Origin of the sequence: Paenibacillus polysaccharolyticus, assembly GCF_023714295.1 — a bacterium.
Classification (GTDB): Bacteria; Bacillota; Bacilli; order Paenibacillales; family Paenibacillaceae; genus Paenibacillus; species Paenibacillus polysaccharolyticus_A.
The window spans coordinates 1643863-1657753 of the sequence record NZ_JAMAUN010000001.1 but is presented as its reverse complement, the minus strand read 5'-3'; the positions used below and the strand labels follow the sequence as shown (position 1 = coordinate 1657753).

Genomic DNA, 13891 nt, shown 5'->3' with positions numbered 1-13891 from the left:
AATTTAAGCCTTGCCTGCCGAACAGTAACACGCCAAATTGAATCATATATGATGTTGTTTAATGCAAATATAAACGTTTACATCGATAATGTAGCATGGATTTCGACAAAAAGCAACACCTTCCACGCAAAGAATCTTATTAGCATTTATGAATTACCTTAAGATGTAATGGGCATCTTAACCAGATGATATATGTACGCGACGGGGGTTATAAACAATGCAGCACATTAATGATTGGTTGAAACAGATCGCACACAATTACGTCTTAGTGGTCATCGCTGCGGTTCTCTTTTTTGCGGTTAAAGCTGTAATTGGCTGGTACACGTACAGGCACTATGATGAAAAATTAAAAGCACTTACGGATAAAGTGAATCTTCTCCTTGAACAGAAAAAAACGGATTAGATGGCGAGAGTTCAGAAATAAACATTTTATGAATTTGAGACTATAGTCAAAACTCACAGTTTAATTTGGAGGGAAAAGATATGCTAGTCAATTGGATCATTGGTATGATCATCCCCCTTCTGATCGGTGCATGGATTTTACGGCGGAACTATAGACTCGTTTTGATTTATTTTCCACTTGGAGTGGCCACATCCACTTGTATTAACAGTGTTGGGTTCAATTACTTCTGGAATATACTACCTCACACACTCAATGAAGCCTTTGCGGCTCTTCCGATGGATCTGGGAATATATCCGGTTACGGGCTGCATTATGATGTATCTGATCCTTATTAAACACGTCAGACCTTGGCCGAGTATCGTTGTTTCAGCGCTTTTGTTAACATTGATTGAATACATTGCCAAACTTATGGGACATGTTGTTTATTTTAATGGATGGACTATCTTCTGGACGTTTTGGTCTTATTTACTGGCGCTTATCATTGCCTATGGTTACAGTAAGCTGATAAAAATGATATCTCCCGACCCATTAGTTGATCGTTCCAATCGTTAAAGGGCATGGTGCAGGCATAACATGAAGCACAGCAAAAGAGAGCGGGTTACGTTTCTGGGCATATGTGCATATCTTAACTCATCATTGTTATGGAGGTATTGGTATGTACACAACGTATCCTTATTTTTATCGAAAACCCTTTACTCCCGTGTGGGCCACATCAACAGCTGAAGCGCTCGGACTCATTCAATCCGCTGTTCAAGGCGAACGAAATGATGAAATGTTCTATGACGCTCTTATTCGTATGGCTCCGGATACGTACCAAGCCGCGATTATTACAAGCATTCGCGATGATGAGCGTGGACACAATCAGATGTTCAGAGAGATGTATAAAGACCTTACAGGCCAGGAGATCACAAACGTAAGCACTGAATCCCCGGAAAACATCACATCGTATCTGGGTGGTTTACAGAAGGCATTTCAGGGCGAGCTGTCCGCGGTGGAGAAGTATAGAAAAATATGGTTTGGCCTCCCCTACGGCATTTACAAAGACACGGTATGGGGCATTATCCTGGACGAACAAAAACATGCGGATAAGTACAATAATCTGATTATCTACAATATGCCTAAATGATTGCTAGATAAGGTCATTTGGATTGAAGCGGGCATGTTAAAAAAGTGAACGAACCTTAAATAGTTACAAAATCAAAAAACCAGTAAACATCATCGTTTACTGGTTTTTGCTTTTTCAAGGCCCGTTTTCCATTTTTTTTGTTTTTTATAAATATTACATGTATTCTTTGAGCGCTTCCTGCTCTGGCTCCGGCTCGACGTGAACGTGTACTGTATACACATCATGCTCTTCCAGCAGTTCGTTTTCCACATCGGTACAAATATCATGTGCTTGTTGCAGATCCAAATCTCCCCGAACCGTGATCACCACGTCAACTACGGCGTTGCTACCGTAATTACGTGCTCGTACATCTTTAACCGTCTCTACACCATGGATTCCAGCAATGGTCTCACGGTATTCTTGAATCAACTCTACATCGAATCCATCGGTAAGATGATGCGTAGCTTCTCTGAAAATATCCCAGGCCGTTTTGCAGATCAGTAAACCGACGATAATTGCCGTTACCGGGTCAAGCCACGGAAGGCCGAACTGAGAACCTACGATCCCGACAACGGCACCGATACTTACCCAAGCATCGGAGATATTATCCCGTGCGGCAGCCATAACAGCCTGACTTTTGATCCGTGTGGCCAGCTTTTTATTGTATCGATAGACCAAAACCATAATAATTGCACAGAAAATGCCTGTATACGCAGCAATGAGATCAGGAGATTCGTGCTTGCCCTCGAATACGGAACCGAAGGCTTCGAATAATACTTGCAATCCCACAGCCATCATGATGAATGAGGCCACAAGAGACGCCACGGTTTCTGCTCGCCAGTGCCCATATGTATGATCTTTATCGGCCGGACGCTGTGCAAACCTTAAACCAATAAGTACGGCGATGGATGCGACAATATCTGTTGCATTATTCAAGCCGTCTGCTTTGAGTGCTTCAGAGCCAGCAATGGTGCCAATCACCAGCTTTATTGCGGTCAAACATATATAAGCGATGATACTGATGATCGCCCCACGTTCCCCGAGTTTTAAATTATCGTATCTTACTTGATCCACATTCCGTTCCTCCTGCAATCTTCAACTGTCGTAACACTTGTATGATGGTATCATTGAACATTTGTGTGGGTCTAGAGAAACGTTTTAAGTGTAAGCAAACATAATCTGAGCGCCGCAAGAGTTTAATGGGAATCCAAAAAAGTTGCGCAAGGAAAACTTGTACTTTTTATGTTCTTAAGCTTTATTTGAAATATATTATTGCTTTTAATCATGGAAAATAGTAGATTTACAAAAGGAACATTTGTTCTTATTAGATGATAGAAGGAGATGCATCGAGTGTTTAAAAAGTTAGAATGCGTGTGTATTCATACAAAAGATATTGAGAAATCGCTTATGTTCTACAGTTCTATGGGGTTAACAGAAAATTGGAAAATAGAACGAAGTTTGGAGTCGGGTTCTACCTGGACGGTAATAGGTTTAAAGTTCCCCCAAAAGGACAGTTCTGAACTTGTATTAAGCAATCACCCTGAACTCAACTTTACGGAAGTTGAAATTCTCGTTGATGATGTGAGACAAGCACATGATGAATTAAGCAAAAACGAGGAAATCCAATGGGTTAGAACTCCCTCTGCAACAGAGTCTGGACATATTGCTGTAATGAAAGCTCCTGATGAAAATGTGTTTGTATTAGTTGGAAAGTAGGTTGGAAACATAGTGGTGTGCTTATTTCACACTATGGTTCGTCTGTTCTGAACAACGTTACCAACTCATAACGACATAAAAACCTGCCCAACTCTTGGGCAGGTTCGAAAAGTAAATCTTATGATACGGCTCTATAAATCAAGGAAGTACATCGATTACACTTTTAGTCCAGCAGGCTGAAGATATGAATGCTCTCGACCTTGGCATCCTTAATATGGAATGACATGACATCTACATAGTTCGATGGCTCGTAACGGAAGTCGTCTTCCTCGTCAGGTGCCCCATCTCCTACCAGCTTTCCTTCAGGATAAGCTTTTTTAAGTGTGTCTAGGCTATCCCCTGCTTTAATGTTTCGAACTGTTGTATACTTGGGATCGGTAATTTTGATATCAAAGATCGAGTCTTGTTTTCCTTCAGGTACACTGATCGTTTTAATCTCCATACCAGGATACGTGTATACTTTTTCCGTAAATCCGATTAAATTATCCATATTGGTTCCATCCCCAGCAGTATACGTATGGGATTTGAAATTGTCTGGTTTGCCCAGCATCTGTTCCATCTGCTCTTCATTCGCTGTATCCGAAATCGCAATGGTGTGCTCATTATGAACAAAAGCAAGCTCCTTCAGCACCACATTGCCTTCTTTCTTCACTGAGCCTTCCTTCACTGCCTCAGAGCCCTGTCCTTCAGTACCTTCGGAATCCGGTTTTTTTGAATCGGATGTTCCTTCACCTTTACTTTGTCCATTCGACGTATTTTGCTCAGCAGAATTCTGTCCGGTTGTTGGCGACTTCGCATCCGTGGACTGACAGCCCGTCAGAGCTACCGTTAGTAAAGCACTTAGCAGGATAAAGCTCGCAGATTTCTTTGTTAATTTCATCATAATCCCTCCATAAATGTGTGATTTGTTCTTATGAAGTCATTATAAAAAAAGCATTTGTTAGTCTTATAACAGAAATGTATCAGTCTTGTAACGGTATTTATTTGGGCTTCGATTCAGGAGCGAGCTTAAGCACGAGGTAACACAATCGTAATTGTCGTACCTTGTCCTAACTCACTTTCGATGTCGATATATCCATTAAAACGCTCGACGATCTCTTTGCAAATGGACAAACCGAGACCTGAACCATTCGCTGTGCTTGCATTTTTCGCCCGGTAAAAGCGCTCCTGCACTCGCTCTAGTTCATCACCCGCGATGCCTATGCCTTGGTCACTTATCTTTACAACGACCTCGCTTGACGTATGTTCCATCTCCACATTAATTTGCGAATGACTGCCTGAATATTTGATAGCGTTATCCAACAGGTTGGCGATTGCATGGGACATGAGCATTGGATTGACGCTCGCATAGACTTTTGTCAGACCTTCATCCATCGGGTCTTCCTCTACTTGTTTAACTGTGATCCTGATCTTTTTCTCCTTGGCCTTGGATTCCATATTCGTGGCGGCTTGCTGGATCAGCGCGTTCATTTCCGTCTTTTCGACTTCCAGTTCGCTTGAACCTGTCTTATCAAATCGGGATAACAACAACAGTTCATTGATCAAACGGGTGAGCCGATCCGATTCCTGCAACAGATGGGCATAGATTTTTTGTAGCTCTTCATTCTCATTCTCTCCTTCGTACAAGTATTGAGAGAAACCACGAATGGCTGCCAGAGGTGTTTTTAATTCGTGAGATACGTTCGAGACAAATTGTTTCTGGTATTGAATGTAATTATGAAGCTGCTGTCCCATGGAGTCGAGTCCATCCGCGAGCATCCCCAGCTCATCCTTGCGGTTCAGATGAACTCGTTTAAATTCCTGTCTGGAGAAACTTTGCGCGGCACCAAGGAGCACCTTAATCGGTTTGGTTGTATTACGTGCAATCCACAGACTGGCTAACGTAATCAGCACAATGAATCCCCCTGCACCTACAAACAGCACATAACGGATTTGATCCATGATTGCATAAAAGTACGAAATGTCCTCTACGAACTCATAAACATAAGCATTTTCGTAAAATTGATTCTGAATGGGAGTCGCAAAATAAAGCAGATAATCATCCGTTACAGTGTAGGCATAGCTACCGCTCAGAGCTTTTTCAATATTTTTCTCGAAAATATGTGGTTTGCCATCATTAATGATGATGCCATCTACAGCCAAGCCCAGTAGCTGCTTGGAGCTGTCATAGATACGCACTTCCTTGCCTGAAGCCTTAAGCTTCTCTAGTGCAAGTCTGACGATTTCCTTCGTCTGCGGCTCCCCTGATGATGATCGATGCTGTGCCAGCACTTCACGGAAGGACAGCTCGGAGAGATCTGCCTTCTCCATCATCTGTTTTTCAATAGTAATGAAGCTGTAGTAATCAATGGCTTTATTAACGGCAAAGATGATGATGCCAAAGGACAACACAGAGAAAAATAAATAGTTCAGCAGTAACCGGGTTGCGTACTTCAGGCTTCGCCACCTCCAAGTTGATAACCGAATCCATAGATCGTTCTAACATATTTCGGTTCGTCCGCGTTATCCTCCAGTTTCTTCCGTAGTCGCATGATGGTCATATCCACACTACGACTATCTCCCATAAAATCATATCCCCATCCGATCTGTAAGAGCTCATCCCGAGTATAGATTTTGTCAGGCCTTTTAAGTAAAGTTTCCAGAATTTTAAACTCTTTGGCCGTCAAAGAGACGGGAACATCGTTTTTCAGCACTCTTCGACTTTCCATATCAAATGTCAGCTCTTCATGGATGATACGTGTCGACGGGACTTCCGCCCCTTCACTTGTCTCCACCTTGCTCTCGTTTCTTCTCAAAACTACCTTGATGCGAGCGAGTAATTCGCGGTTGTCAAAAGGTTTGGTCATGTAATCTTCCGCGCCAAGTTCTAATCCAAGCACCTTATCTATAATCTCATTTTTGGCAGAGAGCATAATAACAGGAACAGCACGTTTCCCGGTAATCTCCTTGCACAAGTCATATCCCGAGCAATCGGGCAGCATCAAATCAAGCACTACCAGGTCGGGTTGAAATGAGTCCAGCAATTGCAGTCCGGTTTTGCCATCTTCTGCGGTTTTTACATCATAGTTCTCTCTTCTAAGCACTAGCTCAATTAAATCTCGAATGGCGACTTCATCGTCAATGACAAGTATTTTATTCAATGGACTGTACACCCCTTTTATCCTTGTTCCCCTGCTTGAATCATAAGTACTCTCATCTTAGCACAGAGCATTTGCAGTACTCCACCAATATGAAGATGAGGTATATTCCACTGAACCCAACATAACTTGTAATAAACCCGAAGAAAGGAGAACAAACCATGGATCTGCTCTGGGTACTTATTGTTGGTGGACTTATTGGCTGGTTAAGTGGCAACTTGATTGGGCGGGACGTACCGGGCGGTGTAATTGGGAACATTGTTGCGGGTTTTATCGGTTCCTGGTTAGGAACCGAATTGCTTGGACCAAGGGGACCGGTGATTGGCGGGTTTCATATCATTCCGGCGATCGTTGGCTCAATCATTGCCCTGCTCCTCTTTTTTGCTCTGGCACGCGGCGGAGCCTTCCGTAGACGCTAACCAAGAGAAGTTGAAATCGATCCCGTTGTTCAATAGAAAATCATAAAAAGACCGATAGTATTCATCGTTTGGAGATGAAAACTTCGGTCTTTTTTTATTTTTGCAATGGGTTTATCGATTTCATCCATTCTTCCAATGCCTGAACAACCTGCTTAAGCTGCTCCTGTTCCGTGATCTTAGGTTCGTTGTCTCCCTTCTGCATTCCGTAGGAGCCAAATTGACCATGGTTGCCGCCTTCAATACTTACATATGTCGTGTCATTCGGAAGATTGGACTTGGCTTTTTCCCACGATTCCCAGTTCAGAACACCATCATTGCTTCCCGTAATTTGCAGTGCGGACAAGTTCGTGCTGTCAAGCCTCCCGCCATCATCCGCATAGGATGCAAGGTAAAAGACACCTTGGATCTGATCCGTGTGCGCTGCAGCATATCTTGAAGCGAATACACCTCCGAGGGAGTGTCCACCAATAACAAAGCTTTCATCCGCATGTTCCGCGAGAAACGAATCCGCCCGGTTTTCCCCGAACATCGCCAAGTTCAGCGGCATCTTCGTAATATATACACGATGTCCTTGCTCCGCTAGTGCTCGTGCCATAGGCGCATAACTTGCCGGCTCCACTAGACCTCCGGGATAAAACACAACATTAGGCTGTGTGATGTCCTGCCCTTTAGGTTCAAATTGATAACCGTTCTTCACTTCACTCACAACGACCCGATCATCACTTTTCATTGCCACTTCCGCTTGTTCCGACGGGCTGTATGTGACAGATGCCAGGTATGCAAACACCCCTGCAACCATGGCAATACTAATTACACTAATCCATATCGCTATTTTCTTCCATCTGCTCCTACGCTCTGTTGTCTTTGCCATAACTTCGTTGCCCACCTTTAAACGTATCATTTTTAATTACAGAACTAATTATATTTACTGGTAAGTAAAATTACAAGCTTCTTTGCTTATATTTATGATTTGACATAAAATATTGTGGAAGGAGTGTGTACGAATCTATGCCAGAGCAAGTACCTAAACGTTTGCGCGGAAGACCCAAGCAGACGGACAATGACATTTCCATGCAACAAACCATCATCTATACGGCATCTACTCTATTTAAAGAATTTGGCTACGAGATGGTTACCCTTCAGCAGATTGGGAAGAAATGCGGCGTATCCAAACCAACCATATATTATCATTTCGCGGGCAAAGCGGATCTATTCGTGGCAGCCATGACAACGATGTTGCAGAACGTAAGAAAAATTACGGCGCATATGCTGGATGAGGCGGAACATTTACGAGACGGATTAATTCGATTAGCGGAAGCTCGTCTTGCTAATCCGCATGGTGAGATCGAAATGATGATGCGTGAAGCGGAGCCTTTTCTGGAGGAAGAACAGATTCATGCCATTCGTGAAGCAGAACATCAGATTCATGAGGTGTTAGCCTCGCATTTTAAAAATGCGATGGATCAGAACATTTTTCGTGAAGAAGACCCCCTTTTCTTGGCTGAGGCTTTTTCGACTCTGATGTTAATGGGTAACCGTGAGCATGAACGGCAGAAAAATGAGTCTCATCGCGTCCTGGCGGAGAAGATCGTACGTGTTTTTCTTAAAGGAGTAACGACCACTTAAAACGTCAATAAGCTCGGTTGTTCGTTCTAAAGCGAACAACCGAGCTTTTTTTGACACGTTTAATTTTCCCTGCGCAAACCATCTGTAATCTGGATTCGTTCAAGACGTCTAAGCGGCCAGTATGAGGCTATGAGTGTGGCTATGATAGCACCCAAACTGCCAATCAGAATGTTACTCCAAGGCATAACCCATTCGATCTGCACCGCATTTCTCATCAGATAAGACATACCATAGCTCAAACCTGTACCAAGAAGACTTCCGTACACAGCTGCAAATACGCCATAGAACACACCCTCAAGCAAAACCATCTTACGAATTTCCTTTTGCGTCATACCAATCGCTTTTAATACGGCGAACTCCTTCGTCCGCAGAATAAGATTCGTACTTACCGTATTCAAAATATTCAGAAACGCAATGGCTGCAATGACTCCGATAAAACCGTACAGGAATATATTTAGCGTCAGCGCATCGTTACGGGCTTGTTTCATCTCCTCTACCCGATCGCGATAGTTATACCCTGCATCCTGCTGAACAAGGCTTTTGAAATAACCCACAATTGCCCCGTTATCTGTCTCAGGACTCGCTTGAATGAATATTCTGTCATACGCGTTATCACCCGTAATATTTTCAATCACCTTCGGTGTCGTTATCATTTGAATAATAGCACTTTCGGTATACTCACCAGAGAGAGGACCTTGATCTGCGGTACCGACAACAGTAACGGTTTTGTATAGCTGCTTGTCATCCATTGACCGAACTTTAATTTTATCCCCTACCTTGAAACGGGTTTGATCAATGATCATGTTAGTTCCTATTTCGGTGATCATGCTGATTTTCTGGATAACAATGACACCATTTTCATCATTCATTTGGCTTGCATCAATGCTTCCGGAGGTGAGTTTGGGACGAAGTTCCTGAAGTCCGTTTATACCGTAAGATGTCAGAAAGTTGTTACCCATCCGATACCCGTTTTCCTGTTCAACTTTGTACATTTCTTTCTGCTGCTGGTAGTAATCCGGATTTATTTTCTCTTTCGGAATGATCGCTTGAAGCTGGTGGTTGTAGAACGGATACGCCTCTTTAACTCCATCAAGCGTAACCAGCTTATTATACACCGAATTAGGGATACGTTTATTCATCCCTTGATAGTCCAAGGAGTAAGAGTAATCGATGCCTGATTCAGAGGTTGTTCCTAGAAGGTTCACCAAGCCGCCAAACACAATATACATAACAATGCTGATAATCATCGAAAAAGCCGTAATGCGGAATCTCTTTCGGTTCCGCCGAATATTTCGGCTGGCAAACCGACCTTCAAACCCTAGCCATTTGCTACCTGCAAAAGACAAGCGCTTGAAATCCCCCTGCTCTACCGCCGTGCTGCCTGAGGTTTTCAGTGCTTCAAGCGGTGAAACGTTGGAGGCCAGTTTGGCTGGACCCAGCGCTGACACATAGACAACAATCAGTCCTAAACCTGCTGCCGCAAGTAGAACAGGCAATGAAATAATCATGTGCATATCGTTCAAGAAGCCTAATGTCAGCATGCTAATGTTATAGAATAAAACTTTCATTAGAACTGTTCCTGTAAATAAACCGATTGGAATGGCAATTAGACTAAGCACAGTCGCTTCCTTGAATACGATCCTGCGAATCTGGGCTGGTGTTGCACCGATACAGCGCAGCATGCCAAACTGAGAAATGCGTTCAAGCACTGAAATATGAAACGTATTGTAAATTACCGCGCTGGTGCATCCCATGATAATTAGAACAATAGCTGCAAATGCATACATTGAACTTTGGTTAACGTTGGCATAGGTGCTCTTGCCAAACAGTTTGAGCAATTCATTGTTATATTCAATGCGTATATCCTTTAACACATTTTCACGGTTCAGTTCCTGAGCAGAACCTTGATCCACATTCCCTAAACCCAATGAAGACAGAATGGCCTCGCTCTTCTCCTTTATATTGTCCATCGATTTCATGGTCGCATAGATAAAAAAATTCTGAGACGGATCGATTTTTTGATGATCATCATACGTAATCGCTGAATAGATAAAAGTGGATGACCACGTTACATTTTTGGCTGTTTTCATCACCCCGACAACAGTATATTGCTGTTTCATACGCAGTTTGAATTTTTCATCCAGATTCCACCCGTAATCACCAATGGAGTTCACGCTCTTCACCTTTCCGGTGGAAGCTTCGAGCCGGTCTCCCAGGTTTAACGTAATCTTATCTCCAATTGCTGGTTTCGAAGGGAACGTATTCAGGCTCCAGGATGACAGGATGATTTCATCAGGTTTTTGCGGCAGGCGTCCACTCTCCAACTGAACTTGAAGCTTGGACATGGCTTGCGCGTCGTATCCCTTCACATTCAGATAACGATACGGCGCAGCAAACGGGTTTTCCTTTTGCTCCTTTTCACTCGTGGAACTTATGATGGCATAACCAATACGATGAATGACTCCTGCACTGCCTATGGCGGCCTGATTCATGATACGAGGTACGTCTTTGCCCGAAACTCCATTAAAGGAAACCTCATAATCTCCATAATCTTGAATTGTCTGACGTACCAGTTTGTTCTGATAACTCATCGCTAGTGTGCCGACAGCGGTAAGAAGTGTTACCGATAGAATGATGCCAACAATGGTGAGAATGGATCTTTTTTTCTGTCCAAGCAAATATTTCTCCGTGAGCCCTGTATACTTACGCATCGCTCTCGCCCCCAGATTGCTGATCGAAAAGGACCCCGTCTTTAATATTTACAATCCGATCCGCTCTCCGGGCTACATTGGAATCATGCGTAATCATAATCAAGGTTTGATTGTATTTTCGAACCGAATAGGTGAGCAAATCTACAATTTCTTTACTGTTTTTGCTATCGAGATTGCCTGTTGGTTCGTCAGCTAGTATGATCGAAGGTTTGTTAATCAGGGCTCGTCCAATGGCTGTACGCTGTTGCTGTCCACCTGATAGCTGGTTAGGGAGATGATGCTTTCTGTCTTTTAGACCGAGTACGTTCATTAGTTCGTCTGCATAGTCTTCATCGGCTTGACGATGGTCTAGTAGCATAGGCAGTTTAATATTTTCTTCTGCGCTTAGAACTGGAATCAGGTTATACGCCTGGAAAATGAATCCGATCTTTCGTCTTCTGAAAATGGCTAAATCCGTTTCGTTCAGAGAATACAGGTCTGTCCCATCAATATGGACTTGTCCACTTGTTGGGCGATCTACACCTCCAAGCAAATGCAGTAACGAACTTTTCCCCGAACCGCTTGCACCAACAATAGCGACAAATTCACCTTGTTGAACCGTTAAATTAATCTCTTTCAATGCATCGACCTTGGCGTCGTTACTTCCGTATGTCTTACATAAATCACGCGTTTTTAAAATTTCCAAAGCATGTGCCTCCTTCATGAGCTGTGAACAATTGTTGTATTCATATGGTTATTATAGGCTCGGAAGCTTACGTTAAAGTGAAGAGGAAGCTTACGTTATTGTAAGCTTCCTCTCAATACACTGTTTTCATAAAAGTAATTCGGAATTCAGCTCCCTCTCCAGGCTCGCTTGATACCGAGATCGTTCCACCCAAACCTTCAATAATGGACTTGGTCAGCGACAGACCTACCCCGGTACTGTGAGGTTTAGCATTGCTTCTGCCTAAGTAAAATCGCGTGAACACATGGGGGATCTGTTCCGGCCCGATCCCTTCCCCCTCATCCCGGATGATAATCGAATGAAACAAGCCTTCGTCTTCCATGGTAATGTAAACTTTTCCTGATACGGGAGAGTGCTCTAGTGCATTTTTAGTCAGATTAATAATCGCCTCGGTTAACCATTCTTCATCTGCATGCAGCAACATGCCCTCGCCGCCTTGAACGACAATAGTCTGTTTCTTCTGCTCCGCCAAGGGTTGCAAGGTCTGCACCGTTGATTCAATGATGTCTTTGGGTTTAATGTTTTGCAGTTGAAAAACGATGGATCCCGCTTCCACTCTTGCCAGCTTCAACAAGCTGATAATGAGCCATTCCATGCGTTCGATCTGTTGCTTGCTTCGTTCCAGAAAAGTGGCTCGGACGTCTTCTTTCATGTGTGGGTCATGCAACATATTTTCATTAAATACGAGCAGGGATGCGAGCGGTGTTTTGAGTTGATGTGATATATCGGTCAGCAGATCGCTGAGAAATGTTTTCTCCTGCTTCAGCTGATCTACACTATGGTTTAGTCTGCCTGCCATCATGTTAAAGCTATGACCAAGAGCGCTGAAGTCTCCCTCTGCATTCTCAGGCAATGAGGTATCGAATTGACCTTCCACCACCTGCTCCGCTGCATGTGTAACACGGCGTATTCTCGAAAATAGCTTACGGTACTCCCAATATAAAAGCAGCAATACCGGGACAGCGCACAGAAAAAAGATCAACGCTGTATTCCCAGGTAATGCTGTTCCCGATAGGGCAGGCTGATCCTGAATATTCATATGATTTGTATATCCATATTGAGATAATATTTGTTTACCTAGCTTAAGATCCTGCGGGTCTGTCCCTTGAGTGATCGTATGAATGAGCTGATCTTCGAGCTGTGGTTGCTTACTTAACACTTGTCCGACAAAGGCCGCGTGCTGGTTCACAACCGATTCATTAATGCTTTGTGTTTGTAGGTTCATCACAACATAAATGATTGCAGTCAAACCTATTTGAACAAGGATGAACTTGGTGAACACAGATTTCCACTCTGGATTACGGATGACTTCAACCATCAGCGGTATGCTCCTGTCGTTTCGGCGTTCCATTTGTATCCAACCCCACGAATTGTAACAATATACTTAGGCGCGGCGGGTGTTTCCTCCACCTTTTCCCTTAATCTGCGTATATGTACGGACAACGTATTATCATCAATGAATTCACCAGAGACATCCCATAACTTCTCAAGGATTGATGTCCTGCTGCATATCTGTTTGGGATGGGACATTAACATAAGAAGCAGCCGGAACTCTAGCGTTGTGAGCGGAACTTCATTTTTATTTTTGAAAACCACACCTTCCAGCACGCGAACTTCAAAGTCGTCGGATTTCCATATGTTTGAATGCTGTTCAGGGCGGGAATGACGCCGTAAAACAGCCTTGATTCTAGAAAGCAGCTCCTTGGTACGAATCGGCTTGGTCATATAATCGTCAGCACCCAGATCAAGTCCCGCGACCACATTCATCTCTTCATCCAGCGCGGTGAGAAAAATGATCGGCACCTCTGAGTCCACACGAATTTGCTTGCATAATTCATATCCCGTTCCGTCAGGCAAATTAATATCGAGCAAAATAAGATCTATCTCGTGCTGCGCAAGAGCATGGCGAGCTTCCTTCAAGGTTCCGGCATGAATGACCTCATAACCTTCATTGGTTAACGTATATTCTATTCCAAATACAAAATTTTCATCATCTTCAACAAGCAAAATGCGATTCATCGCTGCACCCCTATTCTAGCGTTACCTCTTAA

The 13891-nt window shown here is 43.4% G+C and carries 15 protein-coding genes; 6 read left to right on the top strand and 9 right to left on the bottom strand.

The features are described from left to right. Positions 1-217 precede the first annotated feature (217 nt). From M3629_RS07650 to M3629_RS07640, 3 genes are all read left to right on the top strand, one after another. A complete protein-coding gene (locus tag M3629_RS07650) occupies positions 218-403 on the top strand; it encodes a hypothetical protein (RefSeq protein WP_251503763.1) in 186 nt (61 codons plus the stop codon). A gap of 80 nt (positions 404-483) precedes the next feature. Next, positions 484-954 (top strand): hypothetical protein, encoded by a 471-nt coding sequence (locus M3629_RS07645; RefSeq protein WP_251503760.1) that lies wholly within the window; start codon positions 484-486, stop codon positions 952-954. 103 nt (positions 955-1057) lie between these two features. After that, a complete protein-coding gene (locus tag M3629_RS07640) occupies positions 1058-1528 on the top strand; it encodes a ferritin-like domain-containing protein (RefSeq protein WP_251503757.1) in 471 nt (156 codons plus the stop codon). 153 nt (positions 1529-1681) lie between these two features. Here the strand turns inward: M3629_RS07640 and M3629_RS07635 are convergent, their stop codons facing one another. After that, on the bottom strand, positions 1682-2581 hold the full coding sequence (locus tag M3629_RS07635) for a cation diffusion facilitator family transporter (protein ID WP_251503754.1): 900 nt from the start codon (positions 2579-2581) through the stop codon (positions 1682-1684). Between the two features lie 276 nt (positions 2582-2857). Between M3629_RS07635 and M3629_RS07630 the strand changes: the two genes are divergently transcribed. Further along, the gene (locus M3629_RS07630; protein ID WP_251503751.1) at positions 2858-3223 is read left to right on the top strand and encodes a VOC family protein; all 366 of its coding nucleotides are present in this window, start codon (positions 2858-2860) and stop codon (positions 3221-3223) included. A 163-nt stretch (positions 3224-3386) separates the two neighbouring features. On the opposite strand, the gene M3629_RS07625 is transcribed toward M3629_RS07630, so the two are convergent. The 3 genes from M3629_RS07625 to M3629_RS07615 form a co-directional block, all read right to left on the bottom strand. Further along, positions 3387-4106 carry a hypothetical protein gene (locus tag M3629_RS07625; protein ID WP_251503749.1) on the bottom strand — a complete coding sequence of 240 codons (720 nt, stop codon included), beginning with the start codon at positions 4104-4106 and terminating at the stop codon, positions 3387-3389. A gap of 125 nt (positions 4107-4231) precedes the next feature. Continuing rightward, positions 4232-5614 carry a sensor histidine kinase gene (locus M3629_RS07620; protein WP_251503746.1) on the bottom strand — a complete coding sequence of 461 codons (1383 nt, stop codon included), beginning with the start codon at positions 5612-5614 and terminating at the stop codon, positions 4232-4234. A 41-nt stretch (positions 5615-5655) separates the two neighbouring features. Next, positions 5656-6363 carry a response regulator transcription factor gene (locus M3629_RS07615; protein ID WP_154888955.1) on the bottom strand — a complete coding sequence of 236 codons (708 nt, stop codon included), beginning with the start codon at positions 6361-6363 and terminating at the stop codon, positions 5656-5658. 158 nt (positions 6364-6521) lie between these two features. Here M3629_RS07615 and M3629_RS07610 point away from each other — a divergent pair, with 158 nt between their 5' ends. Continuing rightward, complete coding sequence (locus M3629_RS07610) at positions 6522-6779, top strand: GlsB/YeaQ/YmgE family stress response membrane protein (RefSeq protein ID WP_090916093.1); 258 nt, start codon at positions 6522-6524, stop codon at positions 6777-6779. Positions 6780-6873: 94 nt separating this feature from the next. Here M3629_RS07610 and M3629_RS07605 read toward each other — a convergent pair whose 3' ends face one another. Continuing rightward, positions 6874-7650: an alpha/beta hydrolase gene (locus M3629_RS07605; protein ID WP_251503744.1), complete on the bottom strand. Its 777-nt coding sequence runs from the start codon at positions 7648-7650 to the stop codon at positions 6874-6876. A 137-nt stretch (positions 7651-7787) separates the two neighbouring features. Here M3629_RS07605 and M3629_RS07600 point away from each other — a divergent pair, with 137 nt between their 5' ends. Next, positions 7788-8405 (top strand): TetR/AcrR family transcriptional regulator, encoded by a 618-nt coding sequence (locus tag M3629_RS07600; protein WP_251503741.1) that lies wholly within the window; start codon positions 7788-7790, stop codon positions 8403-8405. A gap of 59 nt (positions 8406-8464) precedes the next feature. On the opposite strand, the gene M3629_RS07595 is transcribed toward M3629_RS07600, so the two are convergent. The 4 genes from M3629_RS07595 to M3629_RS07580 all read right to left on the bottom strand — a co-directional run bounded on the left by M3629_RS07595 (position 8465) and on the right by M3629_RS07580 (position 13859). Continuing rightward, positions 8465-11116, bottom strand: coding sequence for an ABC transporter permease (locus tag M3629_RS07595; RefSeq protein WP_251503738.1), 2652 nt, complete (start codon positions 11114-11116; stop codon positions 8465-8467). Next, entirely contained in the window at positions 11109-11801 is a 693-nt protein-coding gene (locus tag M3629_RS07590) for an ABC transporter ATP-binding protein (protein ID WP_154985377.1), read from the bottom strand. The genes M3629_RS07595 and M3629_RS07590 overlap by 8 nt, the downstream gene beginning before the upstream one ends. A gap of 112 nt (positions 11802-11913) precedes the next feature. Beyond that, a complete protein-coding gene (locus M3629_RS07585; protein ID WP_251503735.1) occupies positions 11914-13158 on the bottom strand; it encodes a HAMP domain-containing sensor histidine kinase in 1245 nt (414 codons plus the stop codon). Further along, a complete protein-coding gene (locus M3629_RS07580; RefSeq protein ID WP_154959112.1) occupies positions 13158-13859 on the bottom strand; it encodes a response regulator transcription factor in 702 nt (233 codons plus the stop codon). Before M3629_RS07580 ends, M3629_RS07585 begins: the two co-directional genes overlap by 1 nt. Positions 13860-13891: the final 32 nt, after the last annotated feature.